Below are 21,247 nucleotides of genomic sequence, written 5' to 3' on the forward strand. Positions count from 1 at the left end.
ACAACATTATCAAAGATCCGGTGCATGTGCATGATTTCCATGCCACCGTTTTACACCTCATGGGGCTGGATCACGAAAAATTAACTTTTAAACACCAGGGTCGCCGTTACCGGCTAACAGATGTTGCCGGTAAAGTTATACCGGGATTGATGGCCTGATAAAATAAATCTAATATGGAAAGAAGAAAATTCATACAGACGTCGGCGTTAGTAACCGCCTCCTTTTATATTTCACGTGATCTTTTTGCAAAGCCTAAAGGACCGGTATATGGCCACAACAACATGCGCTATGCGCTGGATACCAAATGGGGAACCCTGGATAGCAGCCGGTATCCGGTAAAGGATTGCCATGAAATGGTGCAGGACAAAAAAGGACGTATCCTGTTGCTGACCAATGAAACGAAAAACAATATTCTCATCTACAATAAATCCGGCAAATTGCTGGAAAACTGGGGTCATGAATTCCCCGGTGCACATGGTTTAACGCTCAGCAATGAGAACGGTACTGAGTTTTTATTTATTACCGATACAGAAAGACACCAGGTGTATAAAACCACGATGGATGGTAAGATCCTGATGACGATTGATTATCCGGCAGAAACAGGCGTGTATAAGAAGAAAGAAGAGTTTGTGCCTACAGAAACCACGGTAGCTGCCAACGGCGATTTCTATATTGCAGATGGCTATGGTGCGCAGTATGTGATGCGATATGACCGCAGCGGAAAGCTGTTAGGTTACTGGGGAGGAAGAGGTACTGGAGATGAGCATCTGGACAATGCCCACGGTATTTGCGTGGATCATCGTTCGGCTACACCCACGCTGATTGTTACGGATAGAACGCGCAATTGTTTTAAACGTTTCAGCATGGACGGAAAATTAATGGAAGTGATTTCCCTGCCAGGTGCCTGTGTTTGCCGTGCAGTTATAAAAGGAGATCATTTGTATGCTGCCGTATTACGTTCTCCCAATATGGATGTAAGTGGCAGTGGCTTTGTAACCGTGTTGGATAAGGATAATAAAGTAGTTTCCAATATTGGCGGTACTGCACCGGTATATACCAATGGTCAGCTGCAGCCTATGCAGCAGGCAGAAAAAATATTTGTACATCCGCATGATGTGTGTGTAGACAATGACGAAAATTTATACGTAGCGCAGTGGAGTGCCGGAAAAGTTTATCCTTATAAACTCAGGAGGGTATAATGATCTTGAAACAGCGCTTTAGGTGGCAGTCTGCGGGCAGTAGTGTACTGTTTGCCGCAAATATTTTCATTCTTTTTTTACTGATCTTTAACAACCTGGTGGTATTACCGCCGTGGCTGCAGGTATTGGGACGTATGCATCCTTTGTTGCTGCATTTTCCTATTGTATTGATCATCATTGCCGGCGTATTAACGTTTATTCGTTTACGTGAGCCGGCGGCGGAATCATGGAAGCAGCAGCTCACAGCGGTCTTATTACTTGCCGGTGCACTCAGTGCAGCCGTTACCGTTATCATGGGCCTGTTTCTTTCCAAAGAAGAAGGCTACAATGGCAGTGGCATATTGCAATGGCATAAGTGGAGTGGGGTGAGTATGTTCTGGCTGGCCTCCGCTTTATACTGGCTGGGGCAGTCGGCGGTACCCCGTCCGATGCTGCAGAAAGGTGGCGTAGTGATTACGATGCTGTTATTGGTCGTTACAGGCCATTTTGGCGCCGATATTACCCATGGTGAGAACTTCGTGCTCGCGCCGGTAACACCCGCCGGAAAAGGTGCGCAGGTGCCATTTGATCAGGCATTGGTATATGAGCACCTGGTAAAACCCATACTGGAAGAAAAATGTATGAACTGTCATAACGCAGGTAAAGCAAAAGGTGAACTGGCCATGGACCTTCCCCAACAACTCCTGAAAGGGGGGAAGAGCGGGAAACTGTTTGTAGCAGGCAAACCGGAAGTAAGTTTGCTGCTGGAAAGACTGCATATGCCATTAGACGCCAAAAAGCATATGCCGCCAGCGGGAAAGCCTCAGCTGACACCGGAAGAAATTGAATTGTTGTATTACTGGGTAAAGGCGGGGGCCGACTTTAAAACAAAAGTAGCGGCATTGCCGGTGCATGATAGTCTGCGCCTGCTGGCGGCAGCCCTATTGCAACCGGCAGCGAAAGCAGAACCCGTGTACGATTTTTCTGCAGCGGATGAAAAGCTGGTGCAAAAACTGAATAACAACTACCGAGTGGTATACCCGATAGCGCTGCATGCGGCGCCGTTGATTGTGAACTGTTATAATAAAGATCAGTTCAACAGCAAAGCGATCGAAGAGTTGTTGCCATTGAAAAAACAGATCATTGAAATGCACCTGCAAAAAATGCCGGTGCAGGACGCCGATCTCAAAACAATTGCGCAATTTGAACAGTTGCGGGTGCTGAACCTGAGTTTTACTAACCTTAAGGGACAAACGCTGGCGGCGTTGGCTGGATTACCGCACCTGGAAAGTCTTTCTCTGTCAGGTACCCCCATTACGCTGGCGCAGCTGCAGGCATTGAAGAAAGCGCCTGCCTTAAAGGAGCTGTATGTATGGAACACCGCGCTATCTGCGGCAGACCTGCAACAGGTGCAGGCATCTTTCAAACAAATAGCCGTGATCAAAGGATTTATGGATGATGGTAAACAACCACTGAAGCTGAATCAGCCGCAGTTGCTGAATACCGCCATGATCTTCAACAACCGGATGGAGCTGTTGCTGAAACATCCTATCAGGGGCGTGGAGATACGTTATACCACTGATGGCTCAGCGCCGGATAGTGCTAACTCTCCTGTGTTTAAAGATAGTTTGTTACTGGAAGGCAGTACTACCATTCGTGCCATTGCCTGCAAGCCCGGCTGGTACGCCAGTGATCCGGTACAATATAGTTTTTACAGATCTTCGTATACGCCTGACAGTGTGGTGTTGCTCACGCAGCCCAACGGCACCTATGCCGGTAGTGGGGCCAAAACACTGATGGACTGGCAGAAAGGTGGGCTGGATCAGGGCAACGGCAAGTGGCTGGGCTATAATGGTACGGCGCTGGAAGCGTTGTTGCTATTTAAAAAAGCTGTTCCCCTGCAAAATGTCTCGGTAGGCATCTTACGAAATATTAACGGGTATATATTCCCACCTGCCAAAGTAGAAATATGGGGTGGCGCAGATGCACAGCACCTGAAATTATTGAAACGCCTCCTGCCTGCTGAAGGGAAAAAAGATGATCCCGCAGCGGCTATGAATATGGAATGCGCTTTCCCGGTGACTACCTTGTCATGTGTGAAAGTAGTACTAACGCCGGTGCAGAAACTACCGCTATGGCATCCTGGAAAAGGATCGCCTGGATGGGTGTTTGCAGATGAGGTACTGTTTAATTAGCTGTTATCATTCACAGGAACAACTATAAGGGTTATACGTGGAATAATTTATTATCTTACCACCGCATTATTCCACGTATAACTCATAGATATGACATCCCGGTATTTTATTCTCCTGCTCATGCTGTTGCATGGCATGTCCATTTTTGCCATTCCTGGAAAACCCGTTAAAATTGCTTGTCTCGGTGCAAGCATCTGTGCCGGTGCGAGACTCGCACATCCGGAAACACAATCCTATCCTGCCCAACTGGGGCAACTGCTGGGCGCAGGCTACCAGGTAACCAACTACGGCGTAAGCAGCACTACCATGCTGAAGAAAGGAGACCATCCTTACTGGAATACCCAACAATATAAAGATGCATTGGCCAGCGAGCCGGATATTGTGCTGATTGATCTGGGAGGCAATGATAGTAAGCTGGTGAACCGGGTGCATCTCGACGAATATGAAAAGGATTATAAGGAAATGATCCATGCATTCGAATCCTTACCTAAGCATCCCCGCATCCTGCTGCTGTTACCAATCGTATCATTTGTACCTGATACCACCCAGATCTGGGATCCGGTCATTAAGGACAGGATTTTACCTAAAGTAAGACAGGTCGCCTTCGACGAATACCTGGAGGTGGTGAATCTTAACGCCTTGTTTATCGGAAAGCCAGCCTTGTTACCGGACGGCATTCATCCGGAGCTGGAAGGGACTACTATGATGGCGAAAACGCTGTATGAAGTGGTATCTACTCAAATAGGACCTTCTTTGGGAATGATCAATGCTATGCCTGCCGGGAGGTCCGTCAGTTCATTTTATGGGTATCATTGTGCTGATTTTAATTTTAAGGGGCATGCCTGTAAAGTAGTAGCGCCTGCGCGGGAGGTAACCGGTCGTCCCTGGATCTGGCGTGCGCGCTTTTGGGGCCATGAGCCACAAACCGATATTGCTTTGCTGGAAAGAGGTTTTCATGTGGTGTATTGTGATGTAGCAGAGTTGTTCGGTAATAAAGAAGCGATTCAGGTATGGAATGATTTTTACGCCCTGCTGCACAAAAATGGACTGGCGCCCAAAGCCGTCATGGAAGGGATGAGCCGGGGCGCGGTATATGTATATAACTGGGCCGCCGTGAATCCGGATAAGGTAGCCGCCGTGTATGTAGACAATCCCGTGATAGACCTGGTGAGCTGGCCCGGAAGTCAGTTTAAAAAACAACTGGCGAACCGTAATGAATGGGAGACATTTAAAAAGGATTTCAACCTGCCCACTGATCAGGCGGCATTGGCATTTAAAGGAAGTCCGTTGTATAAAGTAAAGGAGATTGTAAAAGGAAAATATCCCATGCTGCATGTACTGGCAGATGCAGATCTGGATGTACCTCCGGCAGAAAATACGTTGCCGTTTGAAGAAAAAATTCGTGCAGCCGGCGGCGATATAACGGTGATGCATAAACCGGGTTTTGCGCATCATCCGCATAGTTTCCCGGACCCCACACCTATAGTGGATTTTATTTTGAAAGCATTACATCGGTAATATAAAAGAGAAAGGAGCGAACTAATTCGCTCCTTTCTCTTTTATATTTTATTTCAGCAGCCATTCCAGTTTATACATCTTATGAAAACTGTCATAGGTCAACAGCTCCGCATCTCTTTTAAATAGCGCATCTATCTGATCCGGCAATGTAGCATGATCTGCAAATGCCTGCTTTACATTCCAGGCGGTGAGTGCCTGCAGGTTGCCATTTCCGGGTGAGAAATAATATTTAAACTGATCTTCCGGGCCTTCTTTGGGAGAAGCAGGTATTTTTCTTTTGTATAATAACAACCGCGCATTATTGTTAAGTACCTGGTAACTGTGGTTGCCTATTATTCTGTATACTTCCCCATTGGTGAGACGATAGGCAAAAATTTCATTTTTGTTCAGGTGTAGGTGTTCTCCCTTATACTGCAGGGTGACATAGCTTTTGGGGGCCAATGTGTAAAGCTTAATAGCCGGTGTATGACTGCTGTCTGCAGGATAGGCCAGCTGATTGTCGAGGTAGTCATTCATCGTACGATAGATACCTGTTATCTTTTTTTGCGCGCTCAGAGCCATGCTGATGCCCATCAGCAATACCACCATTCCGGTGATAAGTTTCCGTTTTTTCATGATATTGTTGTTTTATGCCATGACAAATGCAACAGGTACAAGGACCGTTTTATTAGCTACAATACTGCATTTGCCGTTTATTTGTTCTGGTGTCTTTGCTGGCTATGTCACCATGAGAATGTGAGTCACATTAATAACATACCGCGTTTATCCTGCAAATTTAATTAAAACAGTTCCTCCTTTTGATATACTTTTTCATTTTGACATTATTTTAACGCCTCTATTTCAAATATCCCACCGTCTATCAGGTCTTTGTGCAACAAGGTAGCAGCACTATATTTTTTCCCATTTCTCTTCACGCTACCAATAAACGTTGCCCCTGCACGAACCTGGAAAGTAGCAGTAGTAGCCGGTCCTGTTTGAATAGTAACGCGGTCAAACAGTGGTTTAACGAGCGTGTATTCCGGCGCCACCGGATTCACCGGGTAAAATCCCATCGCGGCAAATACATACCAGGCGCTGATTTGCCCGGCGTCGTCATTTCCGCATAATCCGCCGGGACCATCATCATATTCATCTGCAAGGATTTCATCTATACGCCGTTGCATAAGAGCAGGTTTTCCGATGTAGCTATAGAGAAATGGAATTTGCTGGCCAGGCTCGTTGCCATGCCAGTATTCTTTCTTTTCAAAAATGCTATCCAGCGCCTGCTCAAATTTTTGACGGCCGCCCATTAGTGTGATGAGTCCGGGGATATCGTGTGGTACATAGAAACCGTATTGTCTGGGTGTACCTTCTGTAATGAAAAATGCTTTTTTATCAGCGTCTGGATGTTCATACCATTTGCCGGAAGCATAGCGGCCGTTTACATAGCCGATGTGCGGATCAAATACATGTGTATAGTTTTTGGCTCTTTTACGCAGCAGCTGCTCGTCGGCTTTTTTATGTAATGCGGCAGCCATGGTAGACAGGGCAGCATCATCAAAAGCATATTCCAGTGTACGGGATACCTGTTCTTTGCTATGGAAAGCAAAGGGCACATTGTCTTCCAGTGGTACATAGCCATACTGCAGATAAGAAGTCAAGGCCCTGCGTCCTTTGCCTTGTTTGTAGTCGGCGGCAGCTGCGGTGTCAAAAGCGTTCTGCCGCATGAGCCGGTAGGCTTCTTCCACATCGTAATCACGTATACCTTTGTTGTAGGCAGAAGCAATGAATGGAATGGCATGATCACCGATCATGGCTGCGGTGTAATTGTTCCAGCAGGGGAAAATCGGCAGCCAGCCGCCTTGTTGTCCTTTTAACAGGAGTGAACGTACAAAATCGTTGACCAGCGCAGGTTCCAGTATTTCGTATAGGGGTAGCTGTGCCCGGTAAATATCCCACATAGAAAAGTCATCGTAGTAATTGCCGGTGGCCAGTTGTTTTACCTGGTAAGATTGTGAAAAGGCGGGGTAGGTACCTTTTACATCGTTGAAAAGCCGGGGATGCTGCATGGTATGATACAGCGCGGTGTAGAAGATACGTTTGTTTTTTTCCACCGGCCCTTCCACTACTATTTTATTCAGTGCTTTGTTCCATACGTCGTTGCCTGCTTTTACCAGTGCGTTAAAATCCCAGTGATTAATTTCTGCAGATAAATTTTCCCTGGCGGCGGCAATGCTGGTAAACGAGGTGCCTATACGAATTTTAAGGATGCTGCCTTTGTGAACTTTAAACTTTACGGCGCCGCCTATGTTAGCTTGATCTTTGATACTGTCTGCCGACAAGATCCCGGATTCACGGAATACTTTTGGGTCCTGGAAACTTTCTTCAAAGCGTACTACAAAGTAGCCGCTGAATCCGGCGGGTTGTCCCTGTCCCTGGTAAATGCGGTACGCAGGATTGTAGCCGGAAATTTCGTTGTTGGCGGGATCTATATAAACAGCACCTTTACCGCGGTCGCTGTTAGGGCGTACGATGATGTAGCAATCCTCGTCGCGGGTGAAACTGAATTGCATCATGCTGCAACGCGCAGTAGCGGAAACTTCCGCCTTTACATTGTATTTATCCAGTGTAAGAGCGTAGTAGGAAGGGGAGGCTATGACCGACTGATGAGAATACGTACTGGCGTAATCGTTAGGTGTCGTTTTTAGCGTTCCGCAGACGGGCATAATGGTAAAGCTGCCGTAGTCCTGTGTACAGGAACCACTGAGCCAGTGGCTGCCACGGAAGCCGCTGAAAAGTGTGTCTTTGTAATAATAGGGGGCTACACATTTTTGTTCGGTGATCCGGGTTTGAGGCGTCCACTGCGTCATACCGAAAGGCATGCCTACAGCGGGGATGGTATTGGCCAGTTGTTCGGTGCCTGCGCCGTGTTTTTGTGCGGTAACGGTGGTGCTGTTAGCGGTGCCGGTCAGGGTGTTTACGTAAGGAAGTAAGTTTTTGGTTTGTGCGTGGGTGGCCAAATGACAAACCAATAATAACATTAATGATGGCAGTACCGTTCTTTCTTTCATGTGGATTGATTTATCTTTGAAACCGGTTTTGCGACACCGGAGCAGCACCAATAAAAATAATAAACTATTATGAGTAACAAAATAAATGTATTGGCTATTTGTGGCAGTACGCGGCAATCTTCTTCCAATCACCATCTGATCAAGGCGATCACCGATCTGAGTCAGGATATATTTAATGTGCAGGTGTATGAAGGGTTAACGGATCTTCCGCATTTCAATCCGGATCTGGATATGGAGCCGGATAGTGCACCAGCGGTGGTGCAGGATTTCCGAAAGCAGCTGGCGCAGGCAGATGCTGTGCTGATCTGTACACCGGAATATGCGATCGGAGTGCCGGGTACCTTAAAAAATGCGATCGACTGGACCGTGTCTTCCATGCACTTTTCCAGAAAGCCGGTGGCATTGATAACGGCGGGTACTTCCGGGCATAAAGCGCATCAGTCGTTGTTAGGAACCTTGCTGATCATTGAATCAAAAATAGGAGAGCATGCGCAGCTGGTGATTCCGGGAGTGAAGACGAAAGTAAGTGCGCAGGGATTGATTACGGATGAAGGAACGTTGACGCAGGTACGAAAACTGGTACAATCGCTGGCTGCGGTGGCGGCAGGTGAGGAGGTGGTGGTACTGCCGGCGCCATCGTTGTTTTAAGGGATAAACAAGCGAAGGGCTTTGCAGTTGATTCTGCAAAGCCCTTCGCTTGTTTTATAGATGGCGTGTAGCCTTTCGGGTTATCGTGCCTGACTCGTTTTCACTGATCGTACACGGCGTTTGCTATCTCCCGAAAAAATTACCGTACGCTGTATTTCCTGTCTTCTGTCACACTCTTCCAGTTATCTGTGCGGAAAGGTGCTGCGGGAAAGCCTTCTTTATTAAAGAGGTTATCTTCCAGGTTATCATCTGCCCAGCCGTAACGTACTGCTACAGGGCTGTTTACTTCCTCTGTGTATACCACTACCTTATCGCCATCCACATACGCTTTGGCATAATGGAATCGCTGATCGGCGCCGGCAATTTCAAATCCTCTGATGTAGCCGTATTTGTCTTTCACCGTTAAGCCGCTGCCGGTGCTGGTAAAGCTGAGGGTAATTTTGTTACCGTTTGTTTGCATGGACTGGTATACCGGACCGCTGAATACATTATTTTGACCGTAGGTATTATGGAGTGCTACGGCGGCTAATCTTTTCCCTACATCCTGTTTATTTCTTGGATGAATATCTTTTGACTCGCCTATATCGGTAATAACGGCCATGCCTGTATTAGGTACGTTGAGGGAAAGTGTTTGTGCTTCTCTCAGTTCTGCCCATTTGCTACCGTTTTGACTGTTGCCATTGGCGGAATTGAAGCTGGCCAGTTGTACAAAGTAAAACGGAAATTCGCCCTGGTTCCATAGTCTGCGCCAGTCGCTGATCAGCAGCGGAAATGCTTTTCTGTACTGGTAGGCGCGATCCGCATTACTTTCGCCCTGGTACCAGATGGCTCCTTTGATAGCAAAAGGTAAGATGGGATTGATCATGGCATTATACAGCAGAGAAGGATAGCTGTTGGGACCAACATTATTATCAGGAGCGATCACCGAAGCAATGCGGAAGGCCCAGTTGCCGTCCAGTGGCTGTTTGTGGCCGGCTATGTTTACAAACACATCGGATGATTCGCCGGTAAATCCGCCGCCACCGCCGGTATCCTGGATCTTTACGGCAATCACATTATTGCCTGCTTTTAATACACCTGCCGGTATTTGATATACACGATCTGCGCTATATAAATTGGTACTGCCTACACGAGTGCCATTGATGTAAGTAACGTCGTTGTCGTCAATAGGCCCCAGACTTAATTCTGCTGGTTTGCCGGCATCTGCGGCATCCACATTAAAGTGGTGGCGGAACCATACTTCTCCATCAAAATCGGGCAGCTGTTGTCCTTCCCATGCGCCGGGCACTTTCATTTTCTGCCAGGACTGGTCGGCGGTATTTTCTAATGACCAGGTGGCCGCAGTAGCGGCATCTGGCAAACTACCCTGAATGGCTTCAATGGTTTTTGCGGCCTTTTTTTTATTGACGAGTGCAAAAGAATCTACGTTTAGGGTAGGCGTATTTTTCATCAGCTCACTGAATGTTTCGCTGCCGGCCAGTCCTTCACGGCTGATCCATGTTTCCACGATGGTACCGCCCCAGGAAGTATGTATTAAGCCAATAGGAACATTTAATTGTTCGTTCAAAGTGCGGGCAAAGAAATAGCCTACTGCGGTGAATTCACCGGTGTTTTCGGGACTGGCAGGTAGCCAGGCGCTTTGTTTAATATCGGCTTTAGGGGTGGTGGAGATGTCTTTCGGTAGATAAAAATGCCGGATGTTAGGGTTGGCAGAAGCGGCTTTTTCTTTATCGGCGTTGAGTACATCTTTTACATGGAATTCCATGTTTGATTGTCCGCTGCAAATCCATACATCTCCCATGAGGATATCATGCAGGGCAATGGCATTTTGGCCTTTCACAGATAAGGTATAAGGGCCTCCTGCTTTTTCAGGGTGCAGGAATACTTTCCACTGACCGTTTTTATCTGCTTTGACGGTCTTTGTTTGCTGATTAAACTGAATAGTCACCTTTTCATTCTTATCTGCCCAGCCCCATACCGGAATGGGTTTGTCGCGCTGCAGGATCATGTTATCCCCGAAGATGTTGGGTAAACGCACGGTGGCGAAGCCCATGGAACTCAGCATGGTGGCCGCCAGTAATAAAACTGTTTTTTTCATAATAGTGGTATTGTCTGAATAAATTTTACCGGGACATCACATGGAATCGCTATGCGGTTATAAATGTAAGGAAGACATTTTTTATTTTACAACTTTTGTAGCCGAGTGGTAAGCAATATCTGGGAAATGAAAATGATAAATATATTTCTATAAAGTATAAAAATTAAAATATATACTATATATTTTATTAGCATTAACTTGCGGCCCCGTGCAATGCGACATTGCCTTATGCCTTAGTATTTAGAGACAGAATCCCCCTTTACCATGAAGTATATAAAAGTATACCTGCTATTGCTATTGTTGTTGAATATTTATGGCACCAAAGCCAGTCCATTAACTCATCGCAGTATAGGCGTTGCCGTTGGTAACCGGGCGCCGGTCTTCATTACTAATATAACCCCGCCACCCAATAGTGTTTATAGGGCTGGTACAGGCTTTGGTATTAGCGTAAACTTTACTGATTTTGTGAATGTAGATGTGTCGCTTGGTCGCCCATCCATTAGTTTGATGATAGGCACACAAAGAGTGGAAGCGTTATACCTCACTGGAAGTGGAACCCCAACGCTGACTTTTATTTATACTGTAAAGAATGGAGATGTTGATAATGATGGGATCAGTCTTTTTACAACGGCCATTCAAAACAGCCTGTCCATCACGGATGATGCCGGAGGCGCGGTGACAGCGATAATACCTGATCCAGGCGTTATGACAAACGTAAAGGTCGACGGCATTCCACCGCTTATTAATGGCGTTTGGGTACCTGCCCCTGGCACGTATAATAACGGCAGCCAGCTTACTTTTACCGTGTTGTTTGAAGCTGATCTTAGGATGGTTGCCGGGTTTGGACCATTGCTAAACCTGGTGATTGGCAATAACACGAGAAAGGTTCCATTAGAGGTATTTAACGGCACCTCGGGTTTCATGAGATTCAGTTACACCGTGCAGAGCGATGATCTGGATGCAGATGGTATTACAGTAGGAGCGCAGTTAGATATGAATGGGACTGTGATAGCCGATGCAGCGGGAAATCCCCTCAATCCGCAACTGAACAATGTTAGCGCGAGCAATGACGTTAAGGTGGACGGAGTTCCGCCAACTGCAGTGATCTCAGCTGCTTCGACCACGGTGAATCAGCCCTTTACGGCTACGATTACTTTCAGCGAAGAAGTGAGGGGTACTCCCATAGTGACAGCGTCTGGTTGTACGGTGGGTAATATACAAACAGCGGATAACAAAGTCTTTACCGTAGATGTAGCGCCTGTCAATGCATCGGGAAGCATACAGGTGCCTGCTAATGGAAGTATCGACCTGGCAAATAATGGTGGCACCGCTTCCAATGTTTTTAGTTTTACCTATGATATTGCAAAACCGGTCATCAGCTCCGTGACGGTACCTGCCGGTGGAAGATATAAAGCCGGAGATGTGCTTTCGTTTACCGTTAACTATGATGACAACATCATTCTGAATACGACGGGCGGTGTGCCCTACCTCACGCTGCTATTAGACAGCGGCCCGCAAATACTCACCTTTGCAAGCCAGGGGGCTAACACGATCACCTTCACTCACCAGGTAGTACCCGGCGAAGAGGATCAGACAGGGCTCGCACTGGCTCCTAATCTGGTACTAAATGGGGCTACTATCCGGGATGCCGCAGGTAACGACGCTGATAATGCTTTGTCTAATATAGGACCTACGGGAAGTGTAGTGGTAGATGCTAATCCGCTAGTAGTGACAGCTGTAACTGTGCCGGCTAATGGCTATTATAAAGCTGGTGACGTCCTGAACTTTGACGTTCGCTTCAATGAACCATGGGCTCTGAATATGTCAAATGGCAGACCTACGCTGGATATTGTTGTTGGTGGCATCACCAAACAGGCAGTGCACTCGGGTTACAACGGTAATGGGTTTATTTTCAGCTATACCGTACAGGCGGGAGATATGGATATGGATGGCATTACAGTAGTAAGTCCTCTTTCCCTGAATGGTAGCACAGTAAAGGATCTTGCCGGCAATGCTTTGATTCCTGTATTGAATGGAGTGGGCAGCACCACTGGTGTATTCGTCAATACAGCGGTGCCCACGGTAACAATATCTACCACGGAAACGTCTCCTTTGAATCATCCGTTTACGGCTACCATTACTTTCAGTGAACCGGTGACAGGGTTGACCATAGCGGATCTCATCAGTATAAATGCTACCGCGAGTAACCTGACTACTTCAGATAATATTACATATACGGTACTGTTAACGCCAGCAGCTGGGTCGGCGAGCCTGAGCGTTCCTGCCAATTCAGCCATCAATATTGGTGGTAATGGTAATACGGCTTCCAATGTGCTTTACTTTACCTACGATGTTACCAGTCCTGCCATTACGAGCGTAACAGTACCTGCTGCTAAAACATATAGCGCAAATGAAGTCCTTTCCTTCACCGTTAATTATAGTGAAAATATAGTGGCAGATACCAGGAATGGCGTGCCGTTTATCAACCTGGTATTGGCCAGTGGTACCCACAACGCGCCATTGACCGTCATCGGTACAAACTATCTTACTTTCAGTTACACCGTGCAAAATGGGGATGAAGATCTGACCGGGCCTTCACTTGGGGTAACGATGAATTTAAATGGCAGCACTATCCGGGATGCTGCGGGCAATAATGCTGTAATGACGCTGCAAAATGTCGCCAGTTTGCAAAACGTACTGGTAGATGCGAATGCTCCTGTCGTGACTTCCGTTGCGGTGCCAGCCAACGGTTATTATCATACCGGCGATCAGCTGAACTTTGCCGTTAACTTTTCTGAAAGCACCGTAGTCACAACTACCGGAGGTATACCATTTATCAATGTAACGATTGGTAGTACTGTTCAAAAAGCTTTTTATACCAGTGGCAGTGGTAGCAATCAGTTGCTGTTCAGCTATTCCGTACAGAACGGAGAGATGGATATGGACGGTATTGCGCTGGGTGCTATAACACTCAATAGTGGTATGATCCGGGACGCTGCCGGTAATGACGCGGTATTAACATTGAATAGCGTTGGCAGCACCGCCGGTGTGTTGGTCAACACCAACATTCCTTCAGTGGTATTAACTACTACCGCTGGCCCATTGGTGAATGCACCATTTACAATAACCGCTACCTTCAGCGAACCGGTGATCAATTATCCTGCACTCGCGCTATCCAACTGTACTGTCAGCAATATAGCCACAGCAGACAACCAGGTGTTTACCGGGCTGGTAACGCCATCCGGCCCAAGCGGAACAAGCGGAACGATACAGGTGGTTGCCCACACGGCACAAAACGCAGGACTTAACTGGAACACCGCCTCCGGTGTCCTCAGCTTTACTTATGATAACCAGGCGCCACAGATAACCAGCGTCACCGTACCTGCCAATAAAACATATAGAGAGCATGAAGTCCTTTCTTTCAACGTTTATTATAATGAAAACATTGTGGCAGATACCACCCACGGTGTACCATTCATCTCCCTGGTATTGGCCAGTGGCAGCCACAATACGCCATTGACCGCCATCGGCGCCAACTATCTTACTTTCAGTTATACCGTGCAAAACGGTGATGAAGATCTGACAGGACCTTCACTCGGAACGGCTATGGTATTAAATAACGGCACTATCCGTGATGCCGTAGGTAATGATGCGGGATTGATACTAATAAATGTGGCCAGTCTGCAAAGTGTACTGGTAGATGCGAAAGCACCGGTAGTGACTTCCGTTGCGGTGCCAGCCAACAAATATTATCATACCGGTGATCCGCTGAACTTCACCGTTAACTTTTCAGAAAACGCCGTCATCACAGGTACACCATCTATCGATGTAACGATTGGCAGTGTTGTTCGAAAAGCTGTTTATACCAGTGGCAGTGGTTCGGCTCATCTAACTTTCAGTTATACCGTACAGAATGGAGACATGGATATGGATGGTATTGCGTTGGGCGCTATGACGCTCAATAGCGGTACAATCCAGGATGCTGCCGGTAATGACGCGGTATCAACATTGAATAGCGTTGGCAGCACCGCCGGTGTGTTGGTCAACACCAATATTCCATCCGTAGTATTAACGACCGCCGCTGGCCCATTGGTGAATGCACCATTTACCGTGACCGCTACTTTCAGCGAAGCGGTAACAAGTGTTCCTGCATTCGCGTTGTCCAATTGTACTGTCAGCAATGTGAGCACAACAGACAACAAAGTGTTTACCGCACTGGTAACGCCTACCGGTACCAACGGAACGATACAGATACCTGACAGCACCACACAAAACGCGGGACAAAACTGGAATACCGCCTCCGGTATTATCAGCTTTACCTACGATAATCAGGCGCCACAGATTACGAATGTAACAGTGCCTGCGAATAAAACATATAAACAGAATGAAGTCCTTTCTTTCAATGTTTATTATAATGAAAACATTGTGGCAGATACCACACACGGTGTGCCATTCCTCTCCCTGATATTAGCCAGTGGCGCTCACAATGCTCCATTGACCGCCATCGGCGCCAACTATCTTACTTTCAGTTATACCGTGCAAAACGGTGATGAAGATCTGACAGGACCTGCACTCGGAACGGTCATGGTATTAAATAGCGCCACTATCCGGGATGCGGTAGGTAATGATGCTGCATTGACATTGCAAAATGTATCCAGCCTAAACAATGTATGGGTAGACGCGAAAGCACCGGTAGTGACCTCCGTAGCAGTGCCAGCCAACAGCTATTACCACACCGGCGATCAGCTGAACTTTACTGTTAACTTTTCAGAAAACGCCATCGTCACAGGTACACCGGCTATCGATGTAACGATTGGCAGTACTGTTCGAAAAGCTGCCTATGCCAGCGGTAATGCTACGACTCATCTGACTTTCAGTTATACCATACAAAATGGAGACATGGATATGGATGGTATTACGGTAGGTGCGCTGACGCTCAATAGCGGTACGATCCGGGATGCTGCCGGTAATGACGCCGTATTAACATTGAATAGCGTTGCCAGCACCGCTGGTGTATTTGTCAACACCAATATTCCATCAGTGATATTAACTACCACTGCTGGCCCTTTGGTGAATGCACCATTTACGGTAACCGCTACTTTCAGCGAAGCAGTGATCAATGTGCCTGCATTCGCGTTATCCAATTGTACCGTCAGCAATGTAACCACAACAGATAACAAAGTGTTTACCGCACTGGTAACGCCAACCGGCGCCAACGGAACCATACAGGTACCTGACAGCACCACACAAAACGCCGGACAAAACTGGAATACCGCCTCCGGAGTTCTCAGCTTTACATTTGATAACCAGGCGCCACAGATAACCAACGTCACCGTACCTGCCAATAAAACATATAGAAAGAATGAAGTCCTTTCTTTCAACGTTTATTATAATGAAAACATCGTGGCAGATACCACACACGGTGCGCCATTCATCTCCCTGGTATTGGCCAGTGGCGTCCATAACGCGTCGTTAACGGCTATCGGTGCCAACTATCTTACTTTCAGCTATACCGTGCAAAACGGAGACATGGATATGGATGGTATTACAGTAGGAGCGCTGACACTCAATAGTGGTACGATCCAGGATGCTGCCGGTAATGACGCAGTATTAACACTGAATAACATTGGCAGCACCGCCGGTGTGTTGGTCAACACCAATATTCCATCAGTAGTATTAACTACCATCGCCGGACCACTGGTGAATGCGCCATTTACGGTAACTGCTACTTTCAGCGAAGCGGTAATCAATGTTCCGGCATTCGCGTTATCCAACTGTACTGTCAGCAATGTGACCACAACAAACAATAAGGTGTTTACCGCACTGGTAACGCCAACCGGTGCCACCGGAACCATACAGGTACCTGACAGCGCCGCACAAAACGCCGGACAAAACTGGAATACCGCCTCCGGTGTTCTCAGCTTTACGTATGATAACCAGGCGCCGCAGATTACGAACGTAACAGTGCCTGCCAATAAAACATATAAACAGAATGAAATCCTTTCTTTCAATGTTTATTATAATGAAAACATTGTGGCAGATACCACCCACGGCGCGCCATTCATCTCCCTGGTATTGGCCAGTGGTACTCATAACGCGACATTAACCGCTATCAGTGTAAACTATCTTACTTTCAGTTATACCGTCCAAAATGGCGATGAAGATCTGACAGGACCAGCACTCGGAACAGGGATGGTATTAAATAACGGTACCATACGGGATGCGGTAGGTAACAATGCGGCGCTGACGTTGCAAAATGTAGCCAGTCTGAGTAATGTATGGGTAGATGCGAAAGGACCGATAGTTAACTCCGTGAGCGTGCCCGCAGATGGTTATTACAAAGCAGGTCAACACCTGGACTTTACCCTTACCTTCTCTGAAAAAGTAGTGGTAACCTCCCAGCCATCTATAGATGTTGTGATTGGTAGCGTTACCAGACATGCCCTCTACTTCAGTGGTAGCGGCAGCAATGCGTTTGTGTTCAGATACACGGTGCAGAACGGTGATCAGGATATGGACGGTATTGCTATTGGCGGTCCGGTAGCCATGAACAGCGGTTCGATCCGTGATATGTCAGATAATGACCTGGTGCCCGCGTTGAACAACGTTGGTAACACCAGCAGGGTGTTTGTGAATACGGTGATACCATCTGTGGTATTGTCAACAGCGGCCCTGTCTCCATCGAATCAACCCTTTGTTGCTACTATCACTTTCAGCGAAGTGATGACTGGTTTTACCGTAGGAGATATTACGGGCACGAATGCTACTTTCAGCAATTTGCAAACAACCAATAACATTACCTATACGGTGCTGGTAACACCTACCACCGATGGAGCCGTATCAGTACAGGTGCCTGCCAGTGTAGCCGTTAACGTTGGTAACAATGACAACACTGCTTCCAATATACTTAACCTTACCTACGATGGCACAGCGCCGTTTATCAGCGGAGTTACCCTGCCTTCCAATGGGTATTATAAACTGGGTGATCAACTGGACTTTGCTCTGCAGCTGAGTGAAAACGTGAACGTGACTGCGGGTGGAACATCTTACCTGACCCTGACAGTTGGTACGGGATCAGTCCATGCAAATTATACCGGTATTACGGGTGGTAATGTGCTGCATTATAGTTATACCGTGAAAGCTGGCGATATGGATATGGATGGTATTGTGGTCACACCAACGCTATCATTGAATGGCGCCGTGATAAAAGATGCTGCGGGCAATGATCTGCTGCTGCCGCTCCAAAACCTGGGTAGCACCGCCGGCATATTCGTTAATACGGCTCATCCTTCGGTGGTATTATCTGCTACGGTAACAGGACGTATCAACGCGCCTTTCACAGCTACCCTCACATTCAGTGAGGTAGTAAGTGGATTAACTGCAGGAGATGTGACCCTGACCAATGGTACCGCCAGCAATTTGCAAACGACAGATCATATTACATATACCGTATTAATTACGCCTTCGGCAGATGGTGCAGTAAACGTAACCCTGCCTGCTGGTGTAGCGGTAAATATAGGCGGTAATGACAACACTGCTTCCAATAGCATCGGGGTTACTTATGATGGAACTCCGCCGGTGATCCCGTCGGGACTGGCGTTTGTGGTAAAACAAAATAGTCCTGCCGGTACGCTGGTAGGTAAACTCACGGCTACCGACGCATCTGGCATCATACAAAACTGGACGCTGGTCAGAGATAACTCCGGAGGTGCGTTTGCGTTAGATGCCAATGGTAATATTACGGTGAAAGATATGGCACTGCTCAACAGCCATGCAGGTACTTCTGTGGTACTGCAGGTAACCGTCAGCGATGGATTGAATACCACTGCTCCGATGGCCGTGGTGATCAACATCGCATTTGTGAACAAGGCGCCCACACTCGATGCCATCATCAATGCCAATGCCTGTGCTACCGGCGATGTATATACGATTAAATTAACGGGCGCTTCTGCGGGTGATCCACAACAAACCTATACATACAATGTAAGCAGCAGTGCGGATTTGTTTGATGAGTTGACGGTGACCAGTAATGATGTGTTCCGCTATAAACTGAAAAATGGTGTAACCGGCGGAAAGGCCACCATCACCATTACCATAAAAGATGACGGCGGTACCAACAGTGGCGGCGTAGATACTTTGCGTCGCACGTTTACGATCACGGTGCATAGTCTGCCGATAGTGAACATCAGCAGCGATAAAGGAACTGCTATATCCAAAGGAGACATAGCCAACATCACCGCTACCGGTGGTAGTACTTACCGCTGGGCGGATGCGGACGGCATTATCAGCGGTGATCGTTCACCTGTATTACAGGTACGGCCGATGGTAAAAACTACCTATAGTGCTATCGTCACCAACACGGATGGATGCAGTAGTACCGGCGAGATCACGATCGATGTGAGAGAAGACTTTAAAGTCGATGCGACCAATATCCTGACGCCTAACGGTGATGGCAAAAATGATAAATGGGTGATCCGGAACATAGACAGCTATCCGGATAATGAATTGAAGATATTTGACCGTGCCGGCCGCATGGTGTATCAGCGCAGGAACTATAGCAACGACTGGCAGGGTACACTCAATGGTAATCCGTTGGCGGAAGGTACCTATTACTATATTCTATCTATTCAGAACGGGGCTAAAACAGCCAAAGGATTTATCACCATTGTCAGAGACAAATAATATAATCGATCATGAAATATTCAACATATATACGCCGGTTACTGGTTTGCAGTATTTTACTCATGACTGTTTTTGTACAACGGGCAGCAGCACAAACGCTCAGCGATGCTGCTGCGTTGCAGGAGCCTTCTGCCACACAGTATTTTCTTAATCAATACCTGGCCAACCCGGCGATGGCCGGTATCGATACCGGTGTGCATATTAATGCAGCACACCGGCGGCAATGGGGCGCCATAGAAGGCGCCCCGGTAACTACCTTTTTTACCGCAGATGCTGCCATGGGCTACAGAGTAGGCGCCGGCCTCCACATTTTCAACGATAAGGCCGGATTGCTGAACAGAACCCGCATAGCGTTCTCTTATGCATATCATCTGCCCCTGAGCGATCGGGGACAACAGCTGCATTTCGGCCTTTCACTGGCGTTGAACATGCAGCGGATCGATTATGGGAAGATCAACGGCGACGTGAATGATCCTTCCGTGAGTGCATTCAACCGCCGCGATGACTATTTCGAAGCCGAATACGGTATGGCCTATACGGATGCCCACTGGACCCTGCAGGGCAGCATCCCGAATATCAGAAGCCTGGTTACCGGCGACGATAAAGCGGTAGACGGCGGTGGTATTTTTTACACGGCAGCGGCCTATAGGTTTACGTTTACAGATGGCGCCCTCACTACCATTACACCCAAGCTGGCATATCGCGGCATAAAAGGATATGATAATATCCTGGATGCAGGCGTCAATATCGCCTTCCTGGATAATGTATTGAATGGTACGCTCCTGTATCATACTTCTGGCAGCGCTACCGCCGGCATCGGCGTTAATATCTGGAACTCATTAACAGTACAGGCCATGTATACCACGCAAACAGGTGGTATCAAAACCTATGTAGATGGTGGCTTTGAAATCGGTGTGCGGCTGGATCTTTTTAAATAATACTTTTCGTGTTTTAATACAGCAGCGCGTGTATCATACTTTGATACACGCGTTTTTTTATGCTCATATATTCCAATTATCCGGAAAAACTACCATTTCGATTAAACAAAATAGCCGCTGAACGTTTATATATACTGATATTCCTGCTTCCTCCCTGGCTATAATTATATAAAAGGAAACATGAATTGTATAACAGCGCACGCTTCCTTCGTATGTACTTTTACAACATCAAATAAATATTCATCTCACGAAAAAAGAAACATACAATGGAAACAGTACAGTTTAAAACAAACATTAAATGTTCAGGATGTATAGCTGCGGTAACACCTGTATTAGATAGCCTGGCCGGATCAGATAATTGGGAAGTAGACCTGAGCAGCCCGGACAAAGTATTAACCGTGTCAAAAGAAAATTTAGATAAAAGCGAAATCAGAGTGGCCATAGAAAAAGTGGGTTATAAAGCAGAAGCACTGTCTTAATATACCTCCACCCGGCATGGATGAATTTCACAAAAAGTAAAAACAGAATAACATGAAAAAGATATTACTGACAGGCATTGTATTGGTAGCGGCCTTCTTTCAGCAGGGTATGGCGCAGGACAAAACGGTATCCACCCAACTTTCTCCGTTACTTTCTCTTTATTACAATATTAAGGATGCGCTGATCAGCGGGAATTCGGCTGCCGTAGCCACCAAAGCCAGTGAGTTTGTAAAGGCTGCCGCCAGCGTAGATATGACATCCATGCCCGCCGCCACACATAACGCCTATATGCCATTGTCTGAGAAACTGTTGACAGATGCCAAAGCCATGGCTGATGCAAAAGATATCGGCAAACAACGGGAATATTTTAAATCTTTCTCCGATAACTTTTATTTACTGGCCAAAGCGGTACCACTATCTGCCCAACCGGTATACCAGGAATACTGCCCCATGAAAAAAG

The 21,247-nt window shown here is 47.0% G+C and carries 11 protein-coding genes and 2 pseudogenes; 10 read left to right on the forward strand and 3 right to left on the reverse strand.

Annotated elements, in window-relative coordinates; all coding sequences use genetic code 11:
* The first annotated feature begins 20 nt into the window (after window positions 1–20).
* The 4 genes from VIP81_RS03730 (at window position 21) to VIP81_RS03745 (ending at window position 4,891) form a co-directional block, all read left to right on the forward strand.
* Entirely contained in the window at window positions 21–158 is a 138-nt protein-coding gene (locus VIP81_RS03730) for a DUF1501 domain-containing protein (RefSeq protein WP_331957147.1), read from the forward strand.
* Window positions 159–173: 15 nt separating this feature from the next.
* Complete coding sequence (locus tag VIP81_RS03735) at window positions 174–1,199, forward strand: 6-bladed beta-propeller (RefSeq protein ID WP_331957136.1); 1,026 nt, start codon at window positions 174–176, stop codon at window positions 1,197–1,199.
* Entirely contained in the window at window positions 1,199–3,373 is a 2,175-nt protein-coding gene (locus tag VIP81_RS03740; RefSeq protein ID WP_331957137.1) for a c-type cytochrome domain-containing protein, read from the forward strand. The genes VIP81_RS03735 and VIP81_RS03740 overlap by 1 nt, the downstream gene beginning before the upstream one ends.
* Before the next feature lie 90 nt (window positions 3,374–3,463).
* A complete protein-coding gene (locus VIP81_RS03745) occupies window positions 3,464–4,891 on the forward strand; it encodes a GDSL-type esterase/lipase family protein (protein ID WP_331957138.1) in 1,428 nt (475 codons plus the stop codon).
* A 48-nt stretch (window positions 4,892–4,939) separates the two neighbouring features.
* On the opposite strand, the gene VIP81_RS03750 is transcribed toward VIP81_RS03745, so the two are convergent.
* Complete coding sequence (locus VIP81_RS03750; RefSeq protein ID WP_331957139.1) at window positions 4,940–5,506, reverse strand: hypothetical protein; 567 nt, start codon at window positions 5,504–5,506, stop codon at window positions 4,940–4,942.
* A 206-nt stretch (window positions 5,507–5,712) separates the two neighbouring features.
* The gene (locus VIP81_RS03755; protein ID WP_331957140.1) at window positions 5,713–7,941 is read right to left on the reverse strand and encodes a GH92 family glycosyl hydrolase; all 2,229 of its coding nucleotides are present in this window, start codon (window positions 7,939–7,941) and stop codon (window positions 5,713–5,715) included.
* Between the two features lie 69 nt (window positions 7,942–8,010).
* On the opposite strand from VIP81_RS03755, the gene VIP81_RS03760 reads away from it, so the two are divergent.
* A complete protein-coding gene (locus tag VIP81_RS03760; protein ID WP_331957141.1) occupies window positions 8,011–8,589 on the forward strand; it encodes an NAD(P)H-dependent oxidoreductase in 579 nt (192 codons plus the stop codon).
* A 139-nt stretch (window positions 8,590–8,728) separates the two neighbouring features.
* On the opposite strand, the gene VIP81_RS03765 is transcribed toward VIP81_RS03760, so the two are convergent.
* Window positions 8,729–10,687 (reverse strand): sialate O-acetylesterase, encoded by a 1,959-nt coding sequence (locus tag VIP81_RS03765; RefSeq protein ID WP_331957142.1) that lies wholly within the window; start codon window positions 10,685–10,687, stop codon window positions 8,729–8,731.
* Between the two features lie 993 nt (window positions 10,688–11,680).
* Between VIP81_RS03765 and VIP81_RS33725 the strand changes: the two are divergent.
* From VIP81_RS33725 to VIP81_RS03785, 5 genes and pseudogenes are all read left to right on the forward strand, one after another.
* Window positions 11,681–14,977, forward strand: a pseudogene (locus VIP81_RS33725) (beta strand repeat-containing protein); the annotation flags it as partial.
* Window positions 14,978–17,335: 2,358 nt separating this feature from the next.
* Window positions 17,336–19,369, forward strand: a pseudogene (locus tag VIP81_RS33730) (gliding motility-associated C-terminal domain-containing protein); the annotation flags it as partial.
* Between the two features lie 11 nt (window positions 19,370–19,380).
* Complete coding sequence (locus tag VIP81_RS03775; protein ID WP_331957144.1) at window positions 19,381–20,307, forward strand: PorP/SprF family type IX secretion system membrane protein; 927 nt, start codon at window positions 19,381–19,383, stop codon at window positions 20,305–20,307.
* A gap of 266 nt (window positions 20,308–20,573) precedes the next feature.
* Window positions 20,574–20,786: a heavy-metal-associated domain-containing protein gene (locus VIP81_RS03780; protein ID WP_331957145.1), complete on the forward strand. Its 213-nt coding sequence runs from the start codon at window positions 20,574–20,576 to the stop codon at window positions 20,784–20,786.
* A gap of 52 nt (window positions 20,787–20,838) precedes the next feature.
* On the forward strand, window positions 20,839–21,247 hold a 409-nt coding region (locus VIP81_RS03785; protein WP_331957146.1), incomplete at its 3' end, for a DUF3347 domain-containing protein.

Origin of the sequence: Chitinophaga sp., assembly GCF_036566945.1 — a bacterium.
In the GTDB taxonomy this organism is placed as follows: Bacteria; Bacteroidota; Bacteroidia; order Chitinophagales; family Chitinophagaceae; genus Chitinophaga.

Bases quoted from the DNA above. Each gene is read 5' to 3' on its own strand.
- VIP81_RS03745 (WP_331957138.1), top strand. From the start codon at position 3,464: ATGACATCCCGGTATTTTATTCTCCTGCTCATGCTGTTGCATGGCATG.
- VIP81_RS03750 (WP_331957139.1), bottom strand. From the start codon at position 5,506: ATGAAAAAACGGAAACTTATCACCGGAATGGTGGTATTGCTGATGGGC.
- VIP81_RS03760 (WP_331957141.1), top strand. From the start codon at position 8,011: ATGAGTAACAAAATAAATGTATTGGCTATTTGTGGCAGTACGCGGCAA.
- VIP81_RS03780 (WP_331957145.1), top strand. From the start codon at position 20,574: ATGGAAACAGTACAGTTTAAAACAAACATTAAATGTTCAGGATGTATA.
- VIP81_RS03775 (WP_331957144.1), top strand. From the start codon at position 19,381: ATGAAATATTCAACATATATACGCCGGTTACTGGTTTGCAGTATTTTA.
- VIP81_RS03765 (WP_331957142.1), bottom strand. From the start codon at position 10,687: ATGAAAAAAACAGTTTTATTACTGGCGGCCACCATGCTGAGTTCCATG.
- VIP81_RS03740 (WP_331957137.1), top strand. From the start codon at position 1,199: ATGATCTTGAAACAGCGCTTTAGGTGGCAGTCTGCGGGCAGTAGTGTA.
- VIP81_RS03755 (WP_331957140.1), bottom strand. From the start codon at position 7,941: ATGAAAGAAAGAACGGTACTGCCATCATTAATGTTATTATTGGTTTGT.
- VIP81_RS03735 (WP_331957136.1), top strand. From the start codon at position 174: ATGGAAAGAAGAAAATTCATACAGACGTCGGCGTTAGTAACCGCCTCC.